The sequence below is a fragment of the Kitasatospora sp. NPDC001683 genome, from assembly GCF_053596495.1.
This window is the reverse complement of the sequence record NZ_JBSFGK010000026.1, coordinates 61,734-86,353: the sequence shown is the minus strand read 5'-3', so window position 1 is coordinate 86,353 and position 24,620 is coordinate 61,734. Positions and strand designations below refer to the sequence as shown.

Genomic DNA, 24,620 nt, shown 5'->3' with positions numbered 1-24,620 from the left:
GCCGGCGAGGTGGTGCGAACGCGTTAGCCGCGCCAAGGTAGGCCGGGCGGAGCAGCCTGGCTGATCGCCAAGCCGGGCCGAGTGCCGGTCACGCGAGAGCGCGGTCCCAGCTGTTGCGCACGGCGCAGTCGCTCGAGGAGGCCTGCTCCGTCCCCTGACGCTCATGCCGTGCTCCAGTGCTGGTTGGCGGCGGCGGTGCAGTTCCACAGCTCGAGCGGGGTGCCGTTGCCGGTGGCGCCGGCGGTCACGTCCAGGCACAGGCCGGACCGGACGCCGCGGATGGTGCCGTCCGTGGCGAAGGCCCACTGCTGGTTGGCCGAGCCTTGGCAGGGCCAGAGGATGACGGCCGTGCCGGGGGAGGTGCCGCCGCCGCTGGCGTCCAGGCACAGGCCCTCGGTGGTGAGCGCCTGGCCGGAGGTGTAGGTCCAGTTCTGGTTGGCGCCCCCGCCGCAGTCCCAGATGTCGACGCGGGTGCCGGGGCTGGTGCTGCCCCCCGGGTCGTCCAGGCATCGGCTGGAGGCTGCGCTGACCAGGGGCTGGTCGTTCGGCGCGGCCGTGGCGGGCAGGCCGATCGACACCGGGCCGAGCGTGCGCGCGGCGGTGGGGGGCATGCCGGTCACCGCCGCCACCGGCAGGGCGCTGACGGGCGCGGAGGGTCGCTGGACGAGGTAGGAGCGCCCGGCCACGACGGGGATGGAGATCTGCGTGGCGGCGGTGGGAGCGACGACGAGCGTGGTCTCGTCGCGTCCGTCGACGACCTCGACCGGCTGGCCGGGCCAGGGGTTGCGCAGCTTGAGCGTCCCGGTGGAGCCCGCGTTGACGCCGACGGTGGTCACGGTTCCGCCGTGCACCTGGACCGAGACCTTGCTGCCGCCCTGGACGAACACCGTCCCGTCGGCGTCCCAGCCCGCCGGCAGGGCGGGGGCGATGCGGATCAGCCCGTCGTAGTCCTGGACCAGGGCTTCGTCGAGCGCCGCGGCCACGACACCCTGCTGTTCGACGTATGGCTCGTCACCGACGAACGTCGCCAGGCCAGACGGCAGGTGCTGGTACCGCTCGGTCAGGCCGGTGAGGGTGGCGGCGACCTCGCTGCCCAGGCCCAGCCGGGCCGCCTGGATCGGGTCGTCGCTCCAGTCGTTGACCTCCTGGTTGGGCCGGTCGGCGTAGGTGCGCTCGGCGAGGTCGGACAGGCTCCCGGAGTCACCGATGAGCCCGTAGGGCCACACCGGTTCCAGGCCGATGTTCTCGGAGTTCATCTTCGACGCGGACGGGTCGTAGGACGGCGCGATCACGTCGGTGCCGGCGGCGTCGGCGGCGGGGGTCAGCAGCTGGGACTGGGTGGCGGCGTCGGTGCGCGCGAACGGGCGGAGCTCCGGGATCGCGGCGTCGAGCTGGGTGACCAGGTCCGGGTCCCGGCCCAGGAGCCGGGCGGCCTGGACCGTGGCGGGGAAGAGGGCCTGCATGGCCGCGAGGTCGGTCGTGGGGTCGTGGACGTCCCACTGGGTCTCGTGCGCGTTGGACGGATAGGTGTGCAGGTAGCCGTCGGGCCCGGTGGTCGCGTAGGCGAGCAGGAACCGGGAGGCCTGGGCCATCAGCGGGTAGTTGGCGGCGAGGAACGAGGTTTGACGTGTCATCAGATACTGCCGCCACACCCACAGCCCGACCTCGGCACCGGTCGAGATGGTGCGCGCGTTGTAGTACGGCCCGGAGGCGGCGTCGCAGTTGAGGCCGGGGGAGGAGAGCCAGGTTTCGTACTCGTAGCCCTGGCCGTTGAAGCGCATCGTCTCCGGCACGCAGCTGCCCGGGCGCTGTCCCATGTGGGCCTGGGTCCAGGACTGGATGTTCGTCAGGTTGTCGCGGTAGAGGTTGAAGTAGGGGGTGTTGAGATCGAAGGCACCCGCCGACAGGTTCGCCTGGACCTGCATGCGCATGTTCCACTGCCAGTAGGAGCCCGGGTCCCACTTGTGGTCGTCCTGGTAGGGCGAGAACAGGTCGGCGACCCCGGCCTGGGAGCCGGGGTAGGTGTCGCGGCTCTCCGCGGCCGCGTCGTACAGGTCGAGCGTGCGCAGGTTCTCCAGGTAGTCGGCACTCCCGTCCGCGGCGGAGAACCTGACCAGCCCGATCCGCCCCCAGTAGGAGTGCCACCAGGCCAGGTGGGCTGCTTCCAGCGCGGCGGACGCGGCGCTCGCGTCCGTGCCGAGCAGCCGCGTCGCGGTGGCCTGTGCGTCGCCGCCGGTCCAGTGCGGAGCGGCGGCGACGACGCGGAACGAGCCGTCCGGGTGGGGGCTGAAGGAGACCTTGACGGTCTCAGGATCGACGACGGCCGCGCTGACGTTCTGGCCGCCCGCCGTGACGGCGCCGAGGGAGCCGAAGACCGCACCGCTCGCACCGGGCTGGGTGTTGTCGACCCAGGTCTCGGCCAGCGTGCCGAGCGCTCCGGACGCGAGGGCCTGCGGGGAGCGGCCCGACCAGAGTGAGAGCTGCGCGCTCTGCTGGGAGTTCGGGTCGGCGCCGGTGACGTCGACGACGAGTTCGTCCTTGTCGGCCCGCACGGAGGCGGTGGCGGTCATGCCGCCGCCGGACTCGGTGAACGTGCCGTCGTAGAGGTCAAGATGGGCGCTGTAGTCGGTCGCGCCGGTGAGCTTGGCCAGGCCGGGGATGGTCAGCCAGCCCGGCGACTTGCGGTCGGGGTAGGTGTCGGAGCGGTTCAGCTGAGCGGTGAAGCCGCCGGCGGCCCACACGGCGGCGCCGAGGGTGCCGTTGCCCAGCGGCATGAACTGCGACTGCGCGGCGTTGGGACGCCCCAGCACCACGTTGGAACGCCGGACCAGGTTCGGGGTGTCCACGGTGAACTGCCCGTCCTGCCAGGCCGTGGTCGCGGTCGCGGCATGGGCGCGTGGCGGGGCCGGTGGCGCGAGCGACAGCGCGGCGGCCAGCGCGACGGCGGCGGTCAGGCCGAGTGCTCGCGCGCGTCGACGTATTCCAGACGGCACGTGGCTTCTCCGATCTGTTCGGTGTCGTGAACGACGTGCTGGACAGGTGCGGCCGGCGGGCGGGCCGGTGTTGTGCCTCGGTCGTCGCCGTGGGCCGTGGCACGGTCCGGGTCGCGCACCGCGGAGTTGGGTCCGTGCTCGACGTTCCCGAGGTCGGTCCCACCCGGTCGAGGTGCAGCGGGGGCGGGCGGCGACCGGGGGCAGTGTCGGCGCTTGCGGTGGGCAGGTGCCATGGATCGCGCCGGAACTGGCGTGAGGATTCGCGGGGAGGCCGGGCGGGGGAGCGCGCCCGCCCGGCGGGGGCGGGGGCGGACGTGGCTCGCCGCGGGAGTCCGTGCGGGGACTCCCGCGACAGTGGTGCCACGACCGGTATGTTCAGATGGTCAGTCGATCTTCCACTGCTGCAACGGTGTGCTGCCGTCCGGCTGTTGGGTCAGCAGGGCGCCGTCGGCGGTGTCGGCTGTGGTCAGCAGGAGCCCGGTGTGGACGTTGGTGAGGGTGTAGCCGCCGGACGGGAGCCGGTTGACCGTCCAGTGCTGGTTGTCGTTGCCGGTGCAGCTCCACTGGATCACGGCGGTGCCGGGCGTGGTGGAGCCGCCCTGGTCGTCCGCGCACAGCTGGGAGTAGGCGTTGGTGAGGGTGTAGGAGCCGTCGGGCTGCCGGGTGAAGGTCCAGCCCTGGTTCTGGCCGCCGTTGGTGGTCCAGGTGTCGAGCTGGGTGCCGGCGGTGGTCGACCAGTTGGGGTCGTCCAGGGCCTTGCCGGAGACCGACAGGACGTGGGTGCCGTTGAGGCTCGGGGTGCCGGTGGCCGCGGTGAAGGTGAGCGTCTGTGCGGAGACCGGGCGGGTGTCGCCGCCGCTGCTCGTGTTGTTCCAAGTGCGCTGCGGGGAGGTGGTCACGGCCTGGGGGCCGCCGGTGAGGCTGAGCGCCAGGTCGCTGTAGCGGTTGACCAGGCGGTAGCCACCGGTGGGGGTGGACGGGCCGCTGCTCGCCGGGCTCTGCACGATGGTCTGGATGGACCACTGCTGGCCGACCGTGGGACTGGTGCCGTGGCCCTGGAGGGTCGGGGCGGCGCCCCAGGCACGTCCGGCGTCGGTGGTGGAGTCGACGGCGAGCAGCTGGCCGGTGGCGGCGTTGGCGATGGTGTAGAAGCCGTCGCTGGTGGGGGTGAAGGTCCACTGCTGGGCGGCGGCGCCGGCGGTGGCGGAGGTGGTGAGGGTGCCACCGCTCTGGGCCAGGTACCGGCCGTTGCCCGCCGCGAGCTGGTACGGTACGCCGCCACTGACCGGCGCGGTCGGCAGGGCCGCGGCGGAGGTGGGGGCGATCGTGACGTCGGAGTACTCACCGTCCCCAGTGGAGCAGCTGATCCAGCAGTACGAGCGGAAGGTCCGGCCGAGGACGGTGGTGCCGGTCTTGCTGCCGGAGTCCACCAGCCAGCGGTACCAGGAGCTCTGCGGGCCGCCGGCGGTGCCGATGTCGGTCCACTGTTGGGTCGCGAGGTCGTCGGTGACGTAGTAGTGCTGGGGCTGGTTGGAGCCGGCCTCGTTCTCGGGGGTGCCGATGTACTTGCCCAGGTAGGCGTCCCAGGCGATGTTCAGCACGGACAGCTGGGAGGGGGCCGGGATGGTGCCGGCGGCGATCTGGGCGCTGATGCTGCCGGTGTTGTCGGGGGAGTAGCCGTCGCCGGGGGCGAGGTAGCCGGTGCCGACGCCCTGGGCGGGGACGATGTCGCTCTCGGCGCCGCCGATGCCGGGGGTGGACCAGGAGCCGTCCTCCCACTTGGTCCACGAGGAGCGGGCCATCTTCTGGGAGATCGGCGCGCGGGCGACGTGCTCCTCGAAGCCGCCCCAGCCGCCGTTCTCGTCGACGGCGCGGGACATGTAGAAGACGTAGAAGTAGCCGGAGCGGTAGTCGACGAACAGGCGTGGGTCGCCGTCGCCGTAGTAGTAGGTGGAGTTGGGGAACGTGGCGTTGTCGCCGCGCACGGTGCTGTAGGGGGTGGTGATGGCGTGGTCGACGATGGTCCAGGTCTTGCCCTGGTCCTTGGAGACGGTGTAGTCGATGGCGTCGTAGTGCAGGCCGTCGCCGAAGGGCTGCGGGGTGAACTCGTTGTGCACCAGGCCGTACCACCAGCCGGTGTCGGGGTCGACCCAGACCCCGACCAGGTCGCAGTAGTTGCGCTGGGCGTAGCCGGAGCCGGCCGGTGCGTAGGTCGCGCTCAGGCCGGTGGGGCTGTTGTTGCAGCGCCAGGTGGTGTCGGAGTTGCTGTCCTGGGGGTTGGCGGGGTTCACCGCGCTGCTGATCGGTGCGCGGGTGGCGGTGTCGAAGTTCGAGCCGCTGTAGAACTGCCAGCTGCGGCCGTCGGTCGCGCCGTACAGCGAGTGTGCCGACTGGTAGTAGAACCGGCCGTTGCTGTCGGTGTAGCCGGCGGCCGGGGTGTCGTCGGCGTTGCCGAACGGGACGGGCTTGCCCGCCGAGAGGGTGTACGGCGCGGGCGGGGCCGAGGTGCCGCCCCAGACCTCGGTCGACGCGGGGGTGCACGGGGCGAGGCCGACGCGGGCGTTGGCCGTGATCGAGGTGCCCTGCACGGCCAGGCACTTGGCGGACTTGGCGCTGTAGATGGTGCCGTCCGGGAGCCAGCCGAACTTCTGGTTGGGCTGGGAGTTGCAGCCGTAGAGCTGGATCAGGGCGCCGGTGGCGTTGGAGGCGTCGGTGACGTCGAGGCACTTGCCGAACGCGGTGACGCTGCCGTCGGTGTGCCAGGTCCACTGCTGCTCGGTCGAGCCGTTGCAGCCGAGCAGTTGGATGGTGTTGCCGTCGGCGGTGCCGGCGTTCGCGTCGTCCAGGCACTCGCCGCCGATGGTGACCGTGCCGGCGGTGGCGGTGGCGGTGGCGGAGGCGGAGGCGCTTGGCGCGGAGGCGAGGGGGAGGCAGGTTGCCGCTGCCAGGGTCAGGACCGGCACGAGCGAGGCCCGTGACAGCCGGGACGTCGTCCGTCTCATGGGGGAATCCTTCCGGTTGCGCGCTGCCCGCAGGAGGGGGTGGCAGCGCGGCCGATTATTAGTTCCGCCAGAATCCGAACTTATCGGCAGGGATGTCAACCCCCGTGCATGAGAACCGGCTGCATGGTGATCTGATGATGATCAGGGCGGGCCGTCGCCCCGGAGTTGGAGGCGGACGGCCCGCGGCTGGCGGGAGTCAGCGCTGGGCTGGCGTCATGGCGCTGGTCGGGTCCTGGTAGACGGCGTCGAGGGCGAGCAGCGCGCCGCCGCGGGCGGTGCCGGTCAGGCCGGTGGTGGACAGGACGATCTCGCAGCCGCCGGCGTTCGGGGCCATCACGCGCTCGCGGACCTGGGCGGTCACGCTGTCGATCAGGTACTCGCCGAAGAAGGCGAAGTGGCCGCCGAGGACGATGAGCCGCGGGTTGAGGATGTCGGCCAGCAAGGCCAGTCCGGGGGCCAGGTTGTCGGCGATCCGCTGCAGCGCCTCCAGCGTGCGGGCGTCCCCGGCGCTCGCACGGTCGCGCAGCTCGGCGAGGCGCCGTTCCAGGTCCACCATGGGGTCCCAGACCAGGTCGCCGGGGTCGGCGGCGTAGCGCAGCAGGGCGCCGCGGCCGATGGTGGTCTCCCAGCAGCCGCGCCGGCCGCAGGCGCACAGCTGATCGGAGGGCACCAGCTGGAGGTGGCCGACCTCGCCCGCGTAGCCGCCGGCGCCGCGCAGCAGCTGCCCGCCGGCGATGATGCCGACCCCGACGCCGGTCTGGCCGGTGACGTAGACGAGGTCGCGGACGTTGTCGGCGGAGGCGGTCACGTACTCGGCCAGCGCGCCGAGCTTCGCGTCGTTCTCCAGGTGCAGCTCCGGGGCGCCCGGCCCCAGGCGCTCGCGCAGGCCGGCGATGGCCGGCACGTCGCGCCAGCCGATGTTGGACGCGAAGCCGACCGTGCCCGTGTTCATGTCGGTGGCACCGGGCGTGGCCAGGGTGACCCCGGCGACGCGTCCGCCGTCACGGCGCAGTGTCTCGATGCCCCGGGCGACCAGCTGCGCGGTGGTGTCCAGGGTGGCGTCGGGCCCGGCGGCCCGCACGTCGAAGGGGATCCGCTGCTCGGCGGTGATCTGGCCCTTGAGGTTGAGGGCGAGCAGGCTGACGTAGTCCACGTTGATCTCGGCGCCGATGCCGTGGACGCCGCTGCCGTCGATCTCCACGGCCTGTCCGGGGCGGCCGACCGTGCCGCGGTCGCGCTCGGCCTGGCCCTCGCGGATCAGACCGCCCTCCAGCAGTTCCGCGGTCAGGTTGGAGACCGTGGCCTTGGGCAGGCCGGTGTCGTCGGAGATGCGCGCGCGCGAGCGGGGGCCCTCGTCGCGCAGCAGTCGCAGCACCATGCCGAGGTTGGCCCGGCGGGACGAGGAGCGGTCCCGGGCGACGGCGGGTCCCGCCATGGCCAGACTTCGCACGCCCGACCCCTGAAGCGCTGCCTTCACCAACCACTCCTCTCGCGCGTTCACCCCCGAGACCGCCGGGCGGGGCTTGGTGGCCTGTGCTCACGGCCGTCGACGGTCTCCTGTCGCTGCTCTTGACTTTAACAGGTTTGGTTCAAACAATAACCGAACGAATTGTGATTTCGGCTCTCCATCCGGGCACGAGGAGATACACGTGAAGGCAAGACCTGTTTCGATGGCCGCCGCGCTCACGGTCGTGATGGCGGCGGCCCTCGTCGCCGGCTGTTCGTCCAGCGGCAACAGCGGCTCGGGCTCCGCGTCGGGCCCGGTCAAGCTCGACTTCTGGGGCTGGGCCCCGGGCTACGACCAGTCCGTCGCCCTGTTCAACAAGACCCACCCGGACATCCAGGTCACCATCGACAAGACCGCCTCCGGTGGCAAGGGCGGTTACACCAAGATGCTCACCGCCGCCAAGGCCGGCAACGCCCCGTGCCTGGCCCAGGTCGGCTACGAGACGCTGCCCAGCTTCGCCGCCGCCGGCGCGCTGGACGACATCACGAAGTACGCGGACGACGCCAAGTCCCAGTTCGCCGGCTGGACCTGGAACCAGGTCACCGTCGAGGCCCGCACCTACGGCATCCCGGTCGACACCGCGCCGATGGCGCTGATGTACCGCAAGGACCTGTTCGCCAAGTACGGCATCACCACCCCGCCGGCCACCTGGGAAGAGTACGCCGCCGACGCCGCCAAGGTGCATGCCGCCGACCCGTCCGTCTATCTCGGCGACTTCGGCAACGACGCCTACAACTACGCCGGGCTGGCCTGGCAGGCCGGCGCGGGCTGGTTCGGCACCGGAGGCGACCAGTGGCAGGTGTCCCTGAACAACGCCGCCAATCAGAAGGTCGCCTCCTACTGGCAGGACCTGCTGGACAAGAAGCTGCTGAAGACCGATCCCAGCTACGACCCCTCGCTCTACAACGACATGACGGGCGGCAAGATCCTCTCCGACGTCAACGCGGTCTGGGACGCCCCGATCATCGCCAGCAGCGTCAAGGGCGGCGCCGGGCAGTGGGCGGTTGCCCCGATGCCGGTGTGGGACGCCGCCAACCCCGCGTACGGCAACGACGGCGGCTCGGCCACCGTGGTCCTCAAGGGCTGCGCCCACGCCAAGGAGGCCACCGAATTCGCCACCTGGATGAGCACCGACGCCGACAGCGTCAGCAACCTGATCAAGGTCACCGGCATCTACCCCGCCGCCACCTCGGGCCTGGCCAACCCCGCGCTCTCCGCGCCGGACCCGTTCTACGGCGGCCAGACCATCTACGACGTCTTCAAGGCCGAGACCGCCCACATCGCCACCACCTGGCAGTGGGGCCCCACCATGACGCAGACCGCCACCGACCTCGGCGACGGCCTCGGCAAGGCCGGCACCGGCAGCACCACCCTGCCCACCATGCTCACCGACGTGCAGGGCAAGACGGTGGCCGGCATGAAGCAGCAGGGCCTGACCGTCGCCGGCTGAAGCCCCGTCGACCGGTTCCGCACCACCCCCAACCGTGTGGGACCACCCACTGACCGGCCCTGCTCCGTCTGACCCCGATCGGGGTGGGGCCGCCCACCGGCCGGCCCCACACCGCCCGCTGCTCAGCGGCAAGGGACCGGTCGGGCGGGGGCGCCCCGGCCCGATCAAGGAGAGGCAACACCCATGACCACCGCCCTCGCCGGGCGGACAGCACGGCAGGCCCCGGCCGGCCGGCCGGCTCGGCCCACCCGGCGCGCACGCCGCCAGGCCCGGACCGTCGCGCTGTTCCTGGCTCCGTTCCTACTGCTGTTCACGGCCCTGTACCTGGCGCCGATCGGCTACACCGTCTACCAGAGCCTGTACCGGATGCACCGCTCCGGCCTCGGCCTGTCCGCGCCCACCCAGACCTTCTCCGGCCTCGCCAACTACGCCACCGCGCTGGGCGATCCGGACTTCCGTGGCTCACTGCTGCGGGTGCTGCTGATCGGTGCGGTCCAGGTGCCGCTGATGCTGCTGCTCGCCCTGGTGCTCGCACTGCTGCTGGACGCGAGGTCGACCATGTTCAAGCGCTTCTTCCGGCTGGCCTTCTTCCTGCCCTACGCCCTGCCCGGCGTGGTGGGCGCCATCATGTGGTCCTACCTGGTCGCCCCGGGCCTCAGCCCGATCACCGCCGCCGCCCACCACCTGGGCCTGCACCTGAACCTGACCTCCGACAGCATGCTCGGTCCCACCATCGGCAACATGCTGACCTGGGGCTGGACCGGCTACAACATGCTGATCATCTACTCCGCGCTGCAGGCCATCCCCGCCGAGCTCAGCGAGGCGGCCACCATGGACGGCTGCTCGGCCGTCGCCATCGCCTGGCGGATCAAGGTGCCCATGGTGCGTCCGGCCCTGGTGCTCACCACCGTGTTCTCCATCATCGGCACCGCCCAGCTCTACAACGAGCCGGCCATCCTGCACAACGTGGCACCCAACCTGTCCAGCACCTACACCCCCGTCTACGCCGCCTACGACGCCGTGAACGCGAACAACTTCAACGCCGCCGCCACCGAGTCGGTGATCCTCGCGCTGCTGGCCTTCGTGCTCTCCTTCGGCTTCCTCAAGCTCGTCCAGCGCCGCGGAGGTGCCCTGTGAGCACCAACACCCCCGTGCGGTCCGCCGCACCCGCCACCCGGTCCGCCGCGTCCGGCGCCCCGCGCGCGAAGCGGCAGCCGGCCTCGCGCTGGCTGGTGCTCGGCGTGCTGTCGCTCGCCTCGGTCTACTTCCTGGCGCCGGTGTGGTGGCTGCTGGTCTCCTCCACCAAGACCAGCGGCGACCTGTTCAGCGGAAACGGCTTCTGGTTCGGCCACTTCGCGCTCTTCGCCAACCTGCGCGAGGTGTTCACCCACCAGGGCGGCATCTACTGGCAGTGGCTGGCCAACAGCGCGCTCTACGCCGTCGGCGGCGCCGGCGTCAGCACCCTGATCTCCGCCATGGCGGGCTACGCACTGGCCAAGTACGCCTACCGCGGAAGGGAGTTCACCTTCAACACGGTGCTCGCGGCGGTGCTCGTCCCGCAGCCGCTGCTGGCCGTGCCGCTCTACCTGCTCTTCTCCCAGCTGCACCTGGTCAACACCTACTGGGCGGTGCTGCTGCCCAGCATGGTCAGCCCGTTCGGCGTCTACCTGGCCCGCATCTACGCAGCCTCCTCCGTCCCCGACGAGATCATCGAGGCCGGCCGCATCGACGGCGCCGGCGAGCTGCGCATCTTCATGACGATCGCGTTGCGGGTGATGACCCCGGCGCTGGTGACCATCTTCCTGTTCCAGTTCGTGTCGATCTGGACCAACTACCTGCTGCCCGTGCTGATGCTCGCCACCGACAAGCTGCAGCCGGTCACCGTCGGAGTGGTCGGCTGGCAGGCCCAGCGCGCCATCGGCCCGACGGCCGTCCCGTTCAACATCGTGATCACCGCCGCCATGGTCTCCGCCATCCCGCTGGTCGTCCTGTTCCTGTCCCTGCAACGCTTCTGGCGCTCCGGCCTGACCGCCGGCAGCGTCAAATGAGGAGGCCCGGCGTGCCCGCCAGGTACCACCTGCGGTTCCAGCTCCACCCCACCCCGGACGCCGCCGAACGCGCCGCCGAACTCGCCTCGTTCTGCCGGGAGGCGGGCGTCGACGAGGTCGTCCTGCTGCTGGGGGCCGAGGAGTGGTACGCCGGCCACCCCGGTGGCGAGGCCGAGGACCGCCTGTACGACACCGCGGCGACGGCCGCCAAGGTGCTGCGGGAAGCAGGACTCGACGTCAGCCTCAACCCGTGGGTCACCGCCGGGCACGCCGACCGGGGCCGGGGCGACCGGCTCGGCTTCGCTCCGATGGTCGGCCCGGACGGGACGGTTGCCGCCAGCCAGGCGTCCTTCGCCTGCCCGCGCTGGCGGTCCTGGCTCACCGCCCACTACGCCCGCTACGCCGGCCTGGGCTTGCGGGTGCTGTGGCTGGAGGACGACTTCCGCTACCACAACCACGCGCCACTGGCCTGGGGCGGCGGCTTCGAACCCCTGATGCTGGACCGGCTCGCCCGGCTGGTCGGCCGGCAGGTCACCCGTGCGGAGGCGGTGGCCGCCGTGACCGCCCCTGGCCCCCCGCACCCGTGGCGCGAGCAGCTGCAACAGGTCTGGCGGACCGCGCAGTTGGAGGTGGCAGCCGAGGTGGCGGCGGCGGTCGCGAAGGCATCCGGCGGGCGCTCGCAGCTCGGCCTGATGAGTTCCGAGCCCGGCGTGCACTCGGCCGAGGGCCGCGACTGGCCGGCCCTGTTCGACGCGCTCGCCATCGAGCGGCAGGTCTCCCACCGCCCGCACTTCACCCGCTACGGCGATGCGCCCGGGCGCGAACTCAGCTTCTCCATCTGGATGCTGGAGTACCAGCGGGCGCTGCGACCACGGCACGTGCGCAGCGAGCCGGAGATCGAGAACTGGCCGCACACCGCCTGGTCCAAGTCCGACACCCAGACCTGGTCAGAACTGGTCACCGCCCAACTCTTGGGCTCGGACGCCATGTTCCTCAACGTCCACCCGATGCAGTCCGGCCGCGCCCAGCGCTTCCCACGGGTGGCCGAACTGTTGCGCCGCTCCCGCCCTGCGCTCGACTGGCTCGCCGAACGCACCCCGCGCGAACTGCGCACCCACGGCGTCGGCCTGCCCGTGCGCCAGGACGCCGCCGCCCACGTGCGCACCACCCGCGGCGGCGACCTCGGCGAACTGGCCGTCGACCCCGGCCCCGCCGCGGACTTCCTGCTGCGCTACGGCGTCCCGGTCACCGCCGAGGACGCTCCCGTGCGGGTGCTGTTCGGGCAGCTCGCCTGGGCCTTCGACGACGACGAGATCCTCCGGATGCTCGCCGGCGGCTTGCTGCTCGACGGCACCGCCGCCCGCGTGCTCGCCGAGCGCGGGTTCGGCGACCTGCTCGGCGTCACCGTCGTCGAGCTCGCCGGTCGCGAGGAGCCGTCCGCAGCCGGGCCGTACGCGCTGGAACGCGTGCTGCGGGTGTTCGACGCGGTCGGCAGTTATCAGGAAGGCTTCCCGAGCATTGACGACCGGGGTGCAGCCTTCCCGCGTGCCAGTGATCAGGGGCCCTTCCTGAGCGTTAACGTCCAGCCCGCGCTGGCCCGGCTCCAGCCGGCCGCCGGCGCCGAGGTCTGGACCGAGATCCTCACACCGGAGCAGCAGGTCTGGGGCGCCGGCCGCTGCGTGTTCACCAACGCGCTCGGCGGCCGGGTGGGCGTGCTGGCCGCCACCGCCGTCGAACTGCTGCCGTTCGACGACGACGGTCAGCGCCTGCTGCACGCGATGGTCCGCTACCTGGAAGGCGACACGTCGACCCTGCCGCTGGTCACCGGTGGCCCGCACCTGATCCCGCAGCTGACCCGCACCGAGGACGGCTGGCGGCTCGCCGTCGCGAACGGCAGCGCCGACCCGGCGCGCCCGCGGGTGCACGTGCCCGGTGGAACGGCCGGTGCCGAGGCCACCCTGCTCGCCCCGCTCGCCGAGCCCGCCACCGCCCGCACCACTGCCGACGGCGCGACGCTGGCACTCGACCAGGACCTGCCGCACCGCGGCTGGCTGATCGTCGACCGGCAGTGAGAGCGGGCGGCCGCCAGAGATTTGGCCCATGGTTCGGAGAGGTGGTGGCCGAGGTAGAAGTCCCGTTCGAGAGCGGCGTCCCGGCCTGCGGAGAACACCCGGATGTCCCCGCTGCGCCGGTATTCCTCGCAGTTGACGTCGATCAGGAGTTCATAGCTCAGGTGGGGATCCAGGGCGGGGAACCCGGCGCACTGGGCGGATATCAGCTCGGCCAGGGCCCGGGGTGCGGCCTGCGGCCCTGCGGGCGCGTAGCCGCTGAGCAGGAAGAGCAGATCGAGCTGGAGGAGACGCGCGGTCCGCTCGTCGTCCTCGGAGAGGCACTGCGGAGTGAGTCTCCGGAGCATCTGCTCGTGGGTGTGAGCGAATTGATGATACGTCAGACGTTCTGCCGAGAGGTCGCCGAGGGCGGCGGGAAGGCTGTGCAGGACGTAGTCGCGCAGCGGTGAGCCCGAGCGACCGGGGGGCGGGAGAGGTGTGCTGCCGGGGGTGTGCGACACCCTCGACGAGCTGGTTGCTGTTCACGTCTGCTCCTTGCCGACCGCCTCGACGGGCCGTGACGGCACTGGGGGTTGGTGCTGCTCGGAGGCCCGGCTGCCGGCCGGGGCCCGTTCCGGCGGCGCCGAGGCCGCGCGGGCTCCGGTGGCTCACTGCCCCGCTGGGAAGTCGGCGACGGCGCTCGCCCCGGCCCACTGCCGCGTCTCCTCCGAGCGCGCCTCACCGGCGGCCAGGGCCGCGGTCACTGCCTGGGCGCCGAGCAGCAGCCGGCGCGGCGGGGCGGCGTGGCCGACGACGTCGATGATCACCTGGGCGGCGCGGGCCGGGTCGCCGGGCTGCGTGCCGTTGTTCTCCCGCCGGTACCGGTTCATGGCGCCGACGGTCTCCTCGTAGTCGGGCCCCACCGGGTGCAGCTCCATGGACGAGCCCTGCCAGTCCGTCCGGAAGGCGCCGGGCTCGACGATGACCACCTTCACCCCGAACGGGGCGACCTCGCTGGCCAGGACTTCGGAGAAGCCCTCGACGGCGAATTTCGCGCTTTGGTAGGCACCCATGCCCGGGGTGCCGCCGACCCGGCCGCCCAGGGACGAGAACTGCACGAACACTCCCGACCGCTGCTCGCGCAGCACCGGCAGCGCGGCCCGGGTGACGTTGACGACCCCGAAGAAGTTCGCCTCGAACTGCTCGCGGAAGTCCTTGTCCGCCATCTCCTCGATCGGGCCGCTGTTGGCGTATCCGGCGTTGTTCACCACCACGTCCAGCCGCCCGAACGCCGTGACCGCACTGTCCACCGCGGCACGGGCCGCAGCCGCGTCGGTCACATCCAAGGCCGTGGTGCGAACCCGCGCCCCGTAGCGGGAGACCAGGTCCGCCAGCTGCTCCGGCCGCCGAGCCGTCGCCAGGACCTGCTCTCCGCTCTCCAGGACCGCTTCGGTCAGGCGTCGACCGAAGCCCCGGGACGCGCCGGTGATCAACCACGTGCGAGTCATGTCAAGCCCCTTGTGTTCTGTCGTGAGATCCATTGGTCATCACTGTCACGTGCGGTGCATCCGTCGCACATCAGTCATATGACGCTGAGTCCGCGACAACGGCCAGGCCGAGGGATGGGTCAGCGCCGCCCTGGCGAGGTCGTGGCCGACCACCACCCAGCCCGGCAGGCCGGGTTGGAACTCGGCCGGGTGGATCGGGCCGAGCTTCCGCAGCCGGGCGTACCGGGCGGGGGCAGCCGCCTTGAACGCGGCGTCGATGACCACCTTGGCCGGTCTGTCGGAGGGTTGAGCGTGCGGGTCCATGGGGCGACTCCTCGTCGAGGTGAGACGGTGCTGGTACCAGCCGCTCAGGCGTCGACCCCGGCCCGGCTGCTCCGTTTCCCGGTGGCCGTGTGCCGGCTGTGGCTCCCCTCCCCTCCTTCGCCTGTCGGTGGATTCCCGGATCAGTCATCTAATGGTCGGAGCCAGCGGGGACGCGGTGGGCACGGTGTCGAAAGGAGATGAGAACCGCATGGCGAAGGGGGCGGCAGCTGGTGCCGCCGGCCGCTGGGGAGGGTCCCAGGCGGTTTCGTCCCCGCGGGGTGGCGGTCAGGTGCGAGCCGGCCGGCGGGGGTCTGGTGGGCCAACCGCCGTGCCCCCTCGGGTCGCTGGACCCGAGGGGGCGGTGAAGTGGCTTCGAGGGAGGTTCAGTTGTAGTAGTTGTAGATGTAGTAGATGACGTTGTCGCGGAAGTAGTGGCCCTGGACGTCGTAGAATCTGCCGCCTCGGATGGTCAGGTCGACACCGTTGGGCCCGGAGCTGACGCGCGGGGCCGACGGACTGGCGACGTTGTTGCCGCGGGGCACACCCTGTGGGGCCGTCGCCTCGGCGGCGTACGTCAGGCTCTCGGAGGTCAGGATCTGGCCGGTGCCGGCGTCGCGCCAGGCCTCGACCATCAGACCGTCATGGCCGTTGTAGGCGATCGACGGGGCGGCGTTGGTGTTGGTGTTCCGCATCTGCTGCCAGTTGTGGTCCCACTGCCAGTTGCGGAGGTTCAGGCCCTGGCGGTAGATGCGGTTGTCGGTGCCGCGGTGGAGGACGGTCAGGCGGCCGTCGGGCGAGGTCGAGGCACCGGCTGCGGACTCCGTGCGGGCGCCGCCCGGCATTTCGGACCAGGAGCTGAAGTTCCGGTTGACGTCCATGAAGCCGTGGTAGATGCGCTCGTTGGCGCCGACGACGATGAAGTGCAGGTGGTCCGGGGAGGCCGCGACGGCCGGGCCCAGGGTCGGGCGGACGGCCGAACCGGAGCCGCCGATGTTCTGCGTGCGGTACTGGATGGGCGAGTTCCAGTACCAGCGCCGGTGGTTGGGTTCGTTGGGGTTGGCGAGGCTCTGGCCCCACACGTCGCCGTTCTGCCCGGTGTGCCAGATCCAGAGCTGGCCGTTGAACGACGTGATCGTGGGCGCGGCGTACGTGACGCCGCCGATGTGGTTGAACGGGCCGCCGTCGACGTTGAACCAGAGCGCGTTGTCCTGGCCGCGGATGACCTCGATGTGGCTTCCCAGGTAGTACGCCATCGCCGGGGAATCCGGGGTGCTGGCGTTGTGGTCCGCCTCCTGCCAGGGCGTGGTCGCGCCGGCCGGGGCGGTGGTCGCGAAGACGGCGGCCAGCGCGGTGAGGAGGACGGCCACCATGGTGGCGAGCCTGGAGGACCTGCGGCGGTGCAGTGGGGTGTGGGGTGGTGCGGTCATGTCTGTTGCCCTTCTCGTCCGTGAGCCCGAGTACGTGGGTGGCTCCGTAGCGATGACGTGGTGTGGCTCGGATCCGACGACGCACCCGCTCGGGGCGTGGGCCCCGGCGGGTGCGGAGCCGCTCGATGGAGAGGTTGTCAGCGGAGCCGGCCGCGGCGCATCAGTCATCTGACTTTCAGCTCGCTCTCCGGCGCATGCGTGTGCTTCGCCCCCACACGCTGGAAGTCGACCGACCCTACTTTCCGGTGCGTCGAGCAGGGCACCGGGTCCAGGTCGTGGCGACCGTGTGCACCGCCGACTCCTCCCGTCAGTTCCGGCTCGGTGGCGACGGCGGCCTGGACCCGGCCGCCGCGCCCGTGGGTCGGGTGACTGCTCTCCGCGCCACTCTCACCCGCCCGGATCCCGGCCCAGACGAAAAGGAGGTGCCGTCAAATGACTGATGTCGAACGGTGGTGCGGAACCAATGATGGAGAACGCACGCCCGCCCCGAAGGGACACTCCATGTCTGGACCTCCCGTCATCAGCAGCCCGCTGTCCGACAGCGCCCGAGCAGTCGCCGGCAGTGCCCTCCAGGCGACCCTGGTCGACCTCCTCGATCTCGCCCTGGTGGCCGAGCAGGCGCACTGGAACCTGTACGGTCCGCGTTTCCGCTCCCTGCACGTGCAACTCGACGAAGTGGCCACCACGGCCCGGAACTTCTCGGACACCGTCGCCGAACGCGCCGCCGCGCTGGGTGTCGCTCCGGACGGGCGGGCCGCGACCATCGCCGCCACCAGCGCCCTTCCCTCCATCCCGCAGGGATGGCTGGAGGACAGGGTCGTGGTGAACGCCCTGGTGGAGACGTTCGCCACCGTCATCCGCCGACTGCGCGAGCGCATCGGCGCGACCGGCGAGGCGGACGCCGTCACCGAGGACCTGCTGATCGGGCTGATCGCCGAGTTGGAGAAGCAGAGCTGGATGTTCCAGGCGGAGAACCGGGCCTGACTCCTCCAGCAGCACCCTCCAGCAACACCATCACGTACACGGAAAGGTGGTTCACATGTTCACACCCAAGGCCATGCTCCGCGGCTCGGCCGCCACGGCGACGGTCGTCGCGGTCGTGATGGGCCTCGGTGCCGGATCGGCACACGCCGCCGGCTGGCCTCCGTTGCAGCCGGGCGCCCACCTCTACTCGGGCACCGGCGGGAGCGGCGCGGTGACCGCGGTCGACCTCGACGACTTCGGCACGTGCCACACGCTGTCGGCGCCCGCCCGATCGGTCCAGGTCGCCTCCGGCTCCGCGTCCGTGGTGCTGTACTCCGGCGCGGGCTGCACCGGCGCCAACCCGTGGGCCACCGGTTCGCTGGCCCAGTCCGACCTGCCGTGGCCGGTGCTGAGCTACCGCGTGGTCCCGGCCTGACGTCACCCGGACCAGGGCAGTACGGCCTTCGGTGACTTCCCCACACGGAGGTCTCGAAGCCCCTGTCATGAGGGGTGCCGGGTAGGCGGGTGATGCCCCGGGGCGGCGCGAGCAGGCCGCCGTCCGCTGCCGGCCCCGAGACGTACACCGGGCTCGTCCGTCACCCGGCACTCCCTTGCCCGCTGTCCGGCACGGACCGCAGTGAGCCGACCGCCTGGTGTTCGGCGGACGGCCGGACGGTCACCCAACGCGTCAACGCGGGCCGAGTCTCCCGCCGTTTCGCTCCGGTTGCCCCTGGCGCGCACCCGGATGCCCCGCGCCGTCAGCGGTGTCCACCTGCCAGGACGGCTGACCGGCGAGCCGTGCCGTCAGTGCCTCCGGCGCGACGGCGGGCGGAACACCTCACATCCCGTATTCGACACAAGGAGTCCTCGATGGCAGCGCACGACAACATGAACCGGCCCACCAGCGGTCGACGCCGTTTCCTCGGTCTCGCGGCGGCCGGTGTCGTCGCCGGGCAGGTCGGCCTGTCCGCGCCGGCACAGGCGGCCACCGGCCGAGGGACGGCATCGGCAGACGCCGGGACGGCGCCGGGCGGGGCGCCGGGGTCGGGAGCGGGGATCCGCCCGTTCCGTATCAAGGTGGCGCAGCGAGACCTCGACGACCTGCGACGGCGCATCCGGGCGACCCGGTGGCCCGACCGGGAGACGGTCGACGATCGCAGCCAGGGCGCGCAGTTGGCGAAGGTGCGGCCGCTGATGGAGTACTGGGGCACCGGGTACGACTGGCGCAAGCTGGAGCGGCGCCTCAACGACCTGCCGCAGTACATCACGGAGATCGACGGACTGGACATCCAGTTCGCCCACATCCGCTCCCCGCACGCCGGAGCCATGCCGATGCTGATGACCCACGGCTGGCCCGGGTCGATCGTCGAACTGCTGAAGGTCATCGACCCGTTGACCAACCCCACCGCGCACGGCGGCCGCGCCGGGGACGCCTTCCACCTGGTGCTGCCGACCCTGCCCGGCTACGGCTTCTCGGGCAGCCCGACCAGGCCCGGGTGGAACTTCGCCCGCATCGCGCCCGCCTTCCACGAGCTGATGACGCGCCTCGGGTACCCGGAGTACGTCTCGCAGGGCGGCGACCACGGCGCGATCCTCTCCGAGGTGCTCGCCGTCCAGCAGCCGAAGGGGCTGCTCGGCATCCACGTCAACATGCCGGGGACCGTCCCGGACGACGTCCTGCGCCGTGTGCGCAACTTCGATCCGGCCCCGGCGAACCTGTCGGCCGAGGAGAAGCGGGCGTACGACCGGCTGCTGCACTTCTACCGCGACGGCTTCGGCTACGCGGCGATGATGAACCAGACCCCGCAGACGATCGCCTATTCCCTCACCGACTCCCCGGTCGGCATGGCGTCCTACTACTACGACAAGTTCGCGGAGTGGACGGACTCCGGTGGCGAGCCGGAGAAGGTCCTCACGTACGACGAGATGCTCGACGCGATCTCGATGTACTGGCTGACCCGCACCGGCGCGTCGTCGTCCCGACTGTACTGGGAGGGCGCCAGGGCCGGCGGCGGACCGTTCAACGCGGTGTCCATTCCGAAGACGCCGGTCGCGGTGACGGTCTTCCCCGCCGAGATCTACCCCGCGCCGCGCAGCTGGGGCGAACGGACCTTCGGCAACATCATCCACTGGAACGAGGTCGACCGGGGCGGCCACTTCGCCGCCTGGGAGCAGCCGCAGCTGCTGGCCGAAGAACTCCGCACCGCCTTCCGGTCGCTGAGGTAGCACGGACCTCCCGCAACCCTCCGGGACCCCGGACGCGGACCACCCGTGCCACCGGCCCGGGGACGGCCGGGGGTGACCGGATCCGTGCGGCTCAGCCGGCCCCGCTCTTCGTAGGATGGGTGTAGCTCCTCCGGGAGGAACTCGTCCCGGAGGAGCCATGCCGCAGCGCGCGAAACACCAGCTGCTCGGGCGCGCCCGGGAGGTGGAGGTGCTGGACCGTCTGCTGCGCGAGGTGGGCGACGGGCGCAGCCGGGTGCTGGTGCTGCGGGGTGAGGCCGGCGTCGGCAAGTCGGCGCTGCTCGACCATCTGGCCGGGCAGGCGGGGCAGTGGCAGGTCGTGCGCGCGGCCGGCGTCGAGGCCGAGGCCGAGTTCGCGTACTCGGCTCTGCAACGGCTGTGCGCCCCGCTGTTGTCGCACCTCGACCGGCTGCCGGAGGTGCAGCAGGACGCGCTGCGGGTCGCGTTCGGCCTGAGCGCGGGGAACCCTCCCGAGATGCTGTTGGTCGGGATGGCGGTCCTCGGCCTGTTCGCCGAGGCGGCGGCCCGGTCTCCGCTGGTGTGCCTGGTCGACGACGCGCAGTGGCTGGACCTGATGTCCCAGCGGATCCTGGCGTTCGTCGGGCGTCGGCTGGACGCGGAATCGGTGGCGTTGGTGTTCGCCGAGCGAATCACCGACGGGAAGAAGGAAGAGGACTTTTCCGGTCTGCCGGACCTTCCTCTGGGCGGGCTGGCCGACGCGGACGCCCGGGCGCTGCTCGACAGGGTGCTGACGGCGCCGGTGGACGCCCGGGTGCGGGACCGGATCGTCGCCGAGACCGGCGGGAATCCGCTCGCCCTGCTGGAGTTGCCCCGAGGCCTGTCACCAGCGGAGTTGGCGTTCGGCTTCGGCGGGCCCGGCGCCGGCCCGCTGGCGACCCGGCTCGAGGACGGCTTCCGTCGGCGCGTCGACGCGCTGCCGGCCGACACCCGCGCCCTGCTGCTGGTCGCGGCGGTCGAACCGGTCGGCGACGGGCCGCTGTTGTGGCGTGCTCTGCGCCTGCTGGGCATCGGCCCGGAGGCAGCGGCGGCGGCCGAGGCCGCGGACCTGATCACGCTGGGAGCCCCGGTGCGGTTCCGGCACCCGCTGGTGCGCTCCGCCGTCTGGCGGGGCGCGGATGCCGCAGTGCTGCGTGCGGCGCACCGAGCCCTGGCCGAGGCCACCGACGCCGAGCGCGACCCCGACCGGCGGGCCTGGCACCGGGCCCACGCCGCGGTCGGGCCGGACGAGCAGGTCGCCGCCGCACTGGAGGGCTCCGCCGACCGGGCCCTGGCGCGCGGTGGTCGGGCGGCCGCCGCCTCCTTCCTGGAACGGGCCGCCGCGCTCACCCCCGACCCGAAGGATCGGGCGCGGCGCGCACTGGCGGCCGCAGCGGCCAACGTCGCAGCGGGCTTGCCGACCCGGGTGCCCGACCTGCTCGCCGCCGCGGAGCTGGGGCCGCTGGACCGGTTGCAGCAGGCCCATGCCGGCCGGCTGCGGGCCAAGGCGTCGTCCATGACCGACTCGGGGAAGGGCGCGGTGCAGCCGCTGCTCGACGCGGCGCGCCAGTTCAGGGACCTCGACCCGGCCGTCGCGCGGGAGACCTGCCTCGCGGCGTTCGACGCGGCCATCTGGGCCTGGCCGCACGACGAAGGCGGACTACGGCGAGCGGCCGAGGTCGCCCGTGGCCTGATACCCGGCGACGAGCCGGCCGGAGTCTTCCTCCGTGCCCGGGTCGCAGGGACCGTGGACGGGCAGGTCGCCGCCTTCCCGCTACTGGCGCGGGCGCTGCGCTCCTTCGCCGACGAGGAGGAGCCGTCCGTCCTGTGGGCGGCCGCGAACGCCGCCGCGGAGCTGGGCGATCTCCAGGCCTGGCTGGACGTCACCGATCGGGCGGTCCGCTTCGCCCGGACGACGGGCACGCCGTCGGTCCTCTCGACGGCGTTGCCCTACCGGGCGGCCGCGCTGGGCCATGCGGGGCGTCTCTCCGAAGCCGAGGACCTGTTGGCCGAGGCCGCAGCCATGGAGAAGGCCACCGGCGTGGTGACGCGCACGGCCACGGCGGCCATGATCGCCGCGTACCGGGGACGGGAGCGACCGGCCCTGGAACTGCTGGAGGCGATGGAACGGGACGGCGAGCAGCGTGGCCTGGGCCGGCTCACCCGCATGGCCGCGTGCGAGCGGGCCGTACTCCACAACGGCCTGGGCAACTATCCGCTCGCCATGGAAGCGGCGCTGCGCGGCAGCGTGCACAAGGACCTCGTGGTGCACTTCTGGACGTGCAGCGAGCTGGTCGAGGCCGCGACCAGGGCCGGCGAGCCGGACGTGGCGGCCGGGGCGCGCGAGCGGCTCGCCGACTGGAGCCGGGCAGGCACCCCCTGGGCCCTGGGAGCGCATGCGGTCGCCGACGCCCTGACCGGGGCACCGGAGAAGGCCGAGGACCGTTACCGCGAGGCCGTCGACCACTTCGGCCGCGGCGGGCTCGGCGTGTTCGAGACCCGGGCCCGGCTGCTGTACGGGGAATGGCTGCGCCGCCGGAACCGGCGCGCGCAGGCCCGTACCGAGCTGCGGGCGGCGTACGAGGCGGCCGCGCGCATGGGCATGGAGGCGTTCGCCGAGCGGGCCCGGCGTGAGCTGCTCGCCACCGGTGAGACGGTTCGCAAGCGGACCGTCGGCGCGCCGGTCCTGACCCCGCAGGAGGCGCAGATCGCCCGCCTCGCGGCCGCAGGGCACCCGAACGCGGAGATCGGCGCACACCTGTTCCTCAGCCCTCGTACGGTCGAGTGGCACCTGCGCAAGGTCTTCGCCAAGCTGGGGATCTCCTCCCGTCGAGAGATCGACGGCGCCTTGTCGGAGCGGTGATCGCTGTGCGGTGGCGGCTACGGAAGCACGGCGCAACTCCCGCCGTGAGCTGATGCCGAGTTTGGTGAACACCTTGCGCAGGTGCCACTCGACCGTACGGGCACTGAGGAAGAGCTCGGCTCCGATCTCCGCGTTCGAACGGCCGTCCCGTGCGCGCCTGGCGATCCGGCTCTCCTGCACCGTCAGCCCGACCGTTCGTTGCGTGGCAGGTGGCGACACCGAGACCCCGCACTCGGCGAGTTCACGGCGGGTGCGTCCGGCGAAGGCTTCGGCGCCGATCCCCGTGAACAGCTCGTGCGCGGCGCTTACGCGCCGTGCTCCAGGACGACGGTCGGCTTCGGGGCCCGGTCGGTGGCCGAGTCCTGGGTCGCGGCGTTCGCGGTGCCGACGACGGCGAACGCGCCGACGACGGCGGCGGCGCCGGCGATGAAGCGGCGCAGGCGGCCGTTCCGGATGCTGAACAGTGCCCCGGCGTCGCGGATCCGGCAAGGACCCAAGGGACGCGGAAGGTCGATGGCTTCTACCGGCTGTTCCTGGCCCCGGGCGTCGACCACTGCGGCCTGGACGGCGGCAAGGTCGACGACCTGGCGGCGCTGACCGCCTGGGTCGAGCAGGGCAAGGCGCCGGCGGTGCTGCACGCCCCCTGACCACCGCCACCGGCGCGACCGTCGCCCGCGACCTGTGCCGCTACCCGATGGTCTCCCGCTACACCGGCCACGGAGACCCGAGCGTCGCGAGCAGCTTCCGCCGCGTCCGTGCCTCGCGCGACTGACCCCCCGCAGGGCCGAACACGGATTGCTGAAGAGCACGACCCGGCTGAGGCCGGGGCACAGCAGGCTCGGGTCCGTCCCCAGTGGGGGGCGGACCCGAACGCCTTGTTGCCGGTGCCGCGTCATGCCTGACCCGCTGTGCTCAGAGGCCCAGATCCGCCGCCAGGCAGGAGAACCTGACCGCCAGCGCGTCGGGGTCGTAGGCGTCCACCGCCTGATACGCCGGCAGCACCGCCTTCTCCTCGACCATGTCCTCGAAGGGGACACGTTCCGGGAGCGCGCCGAATCGGGCCTTGCGGATTTCCGCCGCCTGTTCGTGCGCGCCGGGACTGGGATCACTCACGTTCGTACCTCCATGTGGTCGACACGCTTGCGGGTCACAGATGGTCCGCGTCCACCACGGCCTGGGCGAACGCCGTCGGCGCCTCCTGCGGCGCGTTGTGGCCGACGCCCGTGAGGACGCGGTGCTCGTAGGGGCCGGTGAAGAACCGCCGGTACCCGCTGCCGTCGGTCGTGGGCAGGAACGGGTCGAGGGCAGGGTCCACGGCGATGGTCGGGACCGTGACGGGCGGTCGGGCCGCGAGCAGCTGCTCGTAGCGGTCGTAGCGGCGCTCGCCGTCGGCCAGGCCCAGGCGCCAGCGGTAGTTGTGGATCACGATGGCGGCGTAGTCGGGGTTCTCGAACGCCGTGGCCGTGCGCTCGAAGGTGGCGTCGTCGAAATTCCAGGTCGGGGAGGTCTCCTCCCACACCAGCCGGCACAGGTCGTGCCGGTTCTGCCTGGTCTCCATGGCGACGCGGCCGCGGTCGGTGGCGAAGTAGTACTGGTACCACCAGGTGTGCTCGGCCTTCGGCGGCAACGGGTTCTTCTGCGACGGGATGTTGACGATGAGGTAACCACTCACCGCCACCAGGGCCTTGACCCGCTCCGGCCACAGCGCCGCGACGGTTCCGGCGGCCCGCGAGCCCCAGTCGAAGCCGGCCAGCACCGCCTTGTGGATCTTCAGGGCATCCATCAGGGCGATCACGTCGAGGGCGATCGCGGCCTGCTGCCCGGTGCGGACGGTGTTCGGGGACAGGAAGTTCGTGGTGCCGTGGCCTCGCAGGTACGGCACGATCACCCGGTAGCCGGCGTCCGCCAGCAGCGGCGCCACGTCGACGTAGCTGTGGATGTCGAAGGGCCAGCCGTGCAGGCAGATGACCACGGGCCCGTGCTTGGGCCCGGCCTCGGCGTAGCCGATGTCGAGCACGCCGGCCCGGACCTGCTTCAGGTCGGTGAACGTGGTGTGGGTGCCCGGGGCGATGTTCGGGATGACCGGGGCCGGGCGGCCGGGCCGGTCGGTACCGGCCGCGACGGCGGCGGGCGCGTTCGATGCCGCGCCGAGCGATGCGGCCGTGGCGCCCACGCCGAGACCGACCGCTTTGGTGAAGGTACGCCTGTTGATCATGTCTGATCCTTCCTGGAGACCCGCTGATGCCTCCACTGTTCTTCGGCCAGCG

18 protein-coding genes and 1 pseudogene are annotated in these 24,620 nt (G+C 72.0%); 10 read left to right on the top strand and 9 right to left on the bottom strand.

Going from position 1 to position 24,620, the window contains the following annotated elements:
• Positions 1-161 precede the first annotated feature (161 nt).
• The 3 genes from ACWCYO_RS16655 to ACWCYO_RS16645 form a co-directional block, all read right to left on the bottom strand.
• Entirely contained in the window at positions 162-2,993 is a 2,832-nt protein-coding gene (locus ACWCYO_RS16655; protein WP_449784615.1) for an RICIN domain-containing protein, read from the bottom strand.
• Between the two features lie 383 nt (positions 2,994-3,376).
• Entirely contained in the window at positions 3,377-5,995 is a 2,619-nt protein-coding gene (locus tag ACWCYO_RS16650; protein WP_449784614.1) for an RICIN domain-containing protein, read from the bottom strand.
• Positions 5,996-6,191: 196 nt separating this feature from the next.
• Complete coding sequence (locus ACWCYO_RS16645) at positions 6,192-7,430, bottom strand: ROK family transcriptional regulator (protein ID WP_270142848.1); 1,239 nt, start codon at positions 7,428-7,430, stop codon at positions 6,192-6,194.
• Positions 7,431-7,644: 214 nt separating this feature from the next.
• Between ACWCYO_RS16645 and ACWCYO_RS16640 the strand changes: the two genes are divergently transcribed.
• The 5 genes from ACWCYO_RS16640 to ACWCYO_RS16620 all read left to right on the top strand — a co-directional run bounded on the left by ACWCYO_RS16640 (position 7,645) and on the right by ACWCYO_RS16620 (position 13,518).
• Positions 7,645-8,952, top strand: coding sequence for an extracellular solute-binding protein (locus ACWCYO_RS16640; protein ID WP_449784613.1), 1,308 nt, complete (start codon positions 7,645-7,647; stop codon positions 8,950-8,952).
• Positions 8,953-9,135: 183 nt separating this feature from the next.
• Positions 9,136-10,089 carry a carbohydrate ABC transporter permease gene (locus tag ACWCYO_RS16635; protein WP_449784612.1) on the top strand — a complete coding sequence of 318 codons (954 nt, stop codon included), beginning with the start codon at positions 9,136-9,138 and terminating at the stop codon, positions 10,087-10,089.
• Positions 10,086-11,000 carry a carbohydrate ABC transporter permease gene (locus tag ACWCYO_RS16630; protein WP_449784611.1) on the top strand — a complete coding sequence of 305 codons (915 nt, stop codon included), beginning with the start codon at positions 10,086-10,088 and terminating at the stop codon, positions 10,998-11,000. Before ACWCYO_RS16635 ends, ACWCYO_RS16630 begins: the two co-directional genes overlap by 4 nt.
• Before the next feature lie 11 nt (positions 11,001-11,011).
• On the top strand, positions 11,012-13,072 hold the full coding sequence (locus tag ACWCYO_RS16625) for a hypothetical protein (protein ID WP_449784610.1): 2,061 nt from the start codon (positions 11,012-11,014) through the stop codon (positions 13,070-13,072).
• A gap of 44 nt (positions 13,073-13,116) precedes the next feature.
• Positions 13,117-13,518, top strand: a complete 402-nt coding sequence (locus ACWCYO_RS16620; RefSeq protein WP_449784609.1) for a hypothetical protein — start codon at positions 13,117-13,119, stop codon at positions 13,516-13,518.
• A 198-nt stretch (positions 13,519-13,716) separates the two neighbouring features.
• Here ACWCYO_RS16620 and ACWCYO_RS16615 read toward each other — a convergent pair whose 3' ends face one another.
• From ACWCYO_RS16615 to ACWCYO_RS16605, 3 genes are all read right to left on the bottom strand, one after another.
• Positions 13,717-14,556: an oxidoreductase gene (locus ACWCYO_RS16615; protein ID WP_449784608.1), complete on the bottom strand. Its 840-nt coding sequence runs from the start codon at positions 14,554-14,556 to the stop codon at positions 13,717-13,719.
• 45 nt (positions 14,557-14,601) lie between these two features.
• Positions 14,602-14,859 carry a hypothetical protein gene (locus ACWCYO_RS16610; RefSeq protein ID WP_449784607.1) on the bottom strand — a complete coding sequence of 86 codons (258 nt, stop codon included), beginning with the start codon at positions 14,857-14,859 and terminating at the stop codon, positions 14,602-14,604.
• Between the two features lie 383 nt (positions 14,860-15,242).
• The gene (locus ACWCYO_RS16605; protein WP_270142837.1) at positions 15,243-16,286 is read right to left on the bottom strand and encodes a hypothetical protein; all 1,044 of its coding nucleotides are present in this window, start codon (positions 16,284-16,286) and stop codon (positions 15,243-15,245) included.
• Positions 16,287-16,787: 501 nt separating this feature from the next.
• On the opposite strand from ACWCYO_RS16605, the gene ACWCYO_RS16600 reads away from it, so the two are divergent.
• The 4 genes from ACWCYO_RS16600 (at position 16,788) to ACWCYO_RS16585 (ending at position 22,353) form a co-directional block, all read left to right on the top strand.
• Positions 16,788-17,270 carry a Dps family protein gene (locus ACWCYO_RS16600; protein ID WP_449784606.1) on the top strand — a complete coding sequence of 161 codons (483 nt, stop codon included), beginning with the start codon at positions 16,788-16,790 and terminating at the stop codon, positions 17,268-17,270.
• Between the two features lie 55 nt (positions 17,271-17,325).
• A complete protein-coding gene (locus ACWCYO_RS16595; RefSeq protein ID WP_449784605.1) occupies positions 17,326-17,685 on the top strand; it encodes a hypothetical protein in 360 nt (119 codons plus the stop codon).
• Between the two features lie 434 nt (positions 17,686-18,119).
• Entirely contained in the window at positions 18,120-19,475 is a 1,356-nt protein-coding gene (locus ACWCYO_RS16590) for an alpha/beta fold hydrolase (RefSeq protein WP_270142832.1), read from the top strand.
• Between the two features lie 157 nt (positions 19,476-19,632).
• Positions 19,633-22,353, top strand: a complete 2,721-nt coding sequence (locus tag ACWCYO_RS16585) for an ATP-binding protein (protein ID WP_449784604.1) — start codon at positions 19,633-19,635, stop codon at positions 22,351-22,353.
• Positions 22,354-22,398: 45 nt separating this feature from the next.
• Here ACWCYO_RS16585 and ACWCYO_RS16580 read toward each other — a convergent pair.
• A pseudogene (locus ACWCYO_RS16580) lies at positions 22,399-22,533 on the bottom strand (helix-turn-helix domain-containing protein); the annotation flags it as partial.
• 134 nt (positions 22,534-22,667) lie between these two features.
• Here ACWCYO_RS16580 and ACWCYO_RS16575 point away from each other — a divergent pair.
• Positions 22,668-23,000 (top strand): tannase/feruloyl esterase family alpha/beta hydrolase, encoded by a 333-nt coding sequence (locus tag ACWCYO_RS16575; RefSeq protein WP_449784603.1) that lies wholly within the window; start codon positions 22,668-22,670, stop codon positions 22,998-23,000.
• A gap of 265 nt (positions 23,001-23,265) precedes the next feature.
• On the opposite strand, the gene ACWCYO_RS16570 is transcribed toward ACWCYO_RS16575, so the two are convergent.
• Positions 23,266-23,466, bottom strand: a complete 201-nt coding sequence (locus tag ACWCYO_RS16570; RefSeq protein ID WP_270142828.1) for a hypothetical protein — start codon at positions 23,464-23,466, stop codon at positions 23,266-23,268.
• A gap of 34 nt (positions 23,467-23,500) precedes the next feature.
• Positions 23,501-24,568 (bottom strand): alpha/beta fold hydrolase, encoded by a 1,068-nt coding sequence (locus tag ACWCYO_RS16565; protein ID WP_270142826.1) that lies wholly within the window; start codon positions 24,566-24,568, stop codon positions 23,501-23,503.
• Positions 24,569-24,620 lie beyond the last annotated feature (52 nt).

Coding starts and splice junctions, on each gene's coding strand:
- ACWCYO_RS16650 (WP_449784614.1), bottom strand. CDS start 5,995: ATGAGACGGACGACGTCCCGGCTGTCACGGGCCTCGCTCGTGCCGGTC.
- ACWCYO_RS16645 (WP_270142848.1), bottom strand. CDS start 7,430: ATGGCGGGACCCGCCGTCGCCCGGGACCGCTCCTCGTCCCGCCGGGCC.
- ACWCYO_RS16635 (WP_449784612.1), top strand. CDS start 9,136: ATGACCACCGCCCTCGCCGGGCGGACAGCACGGCAGGCCCCGGCCGGC.
- ACWCYO_RS16615 (WP_449784608.1), bottom strand. CDS start 14,556: ATGACTCGCACGTGGTTGATCACCGGCGCGTCCCGGGGCTTCGGTCGA.
- ACWCYO_RS16610 (WP_449784607.1), bottom strand. CDS start 14,859: ATGGACCCGCACGCTCAACCCTCCGACAGACCGGCCAAGGTGGTCATC.
- ACWCYO_RS16605 (WP_270142837.1), bottom strand. CDS start 16,286: ATGACCGCACCACCCCACACCCCACTGCACCGCCGCAGGTCCTCCAGG.
- ACWCYO_RS16600 (WP_449784606.1), top strand. CDS start 16,788: ATGTCTGGACCTCCCGTCATCAGCAGCCCGCTGTCCGACAGCGCCCGA.
- ACWCYO_RS16595 (WP_449784605.1), top strand. CDS start 17,326: ATGTTCACACCCAAGGCCATGCTCCGCGGCTCGGCCGCCACGGCGACG.
- ACWCYO_RS16590 (WP_270142832.1), top strand. CDS start 18,120: ATGGCAGCGCACGACAACATGAACCGGCCCACCAGCGGTCGACGCCGT.
- ACWCYO_RS16585 (WP_449784604.1), top strand. CDS start 19,633: ATGCCGCAGCGCGCGAAACACCAGCTGCTCGGGCGCGCCCGGGAGGTG.
- ACWCYO_RS16565 (WP_270142826.1), bottom strand. CDS start 24,568: ATGATCAACAGGCGTACCTTCACCAAAGCGGTCGGTCTCGGCGTGGGC.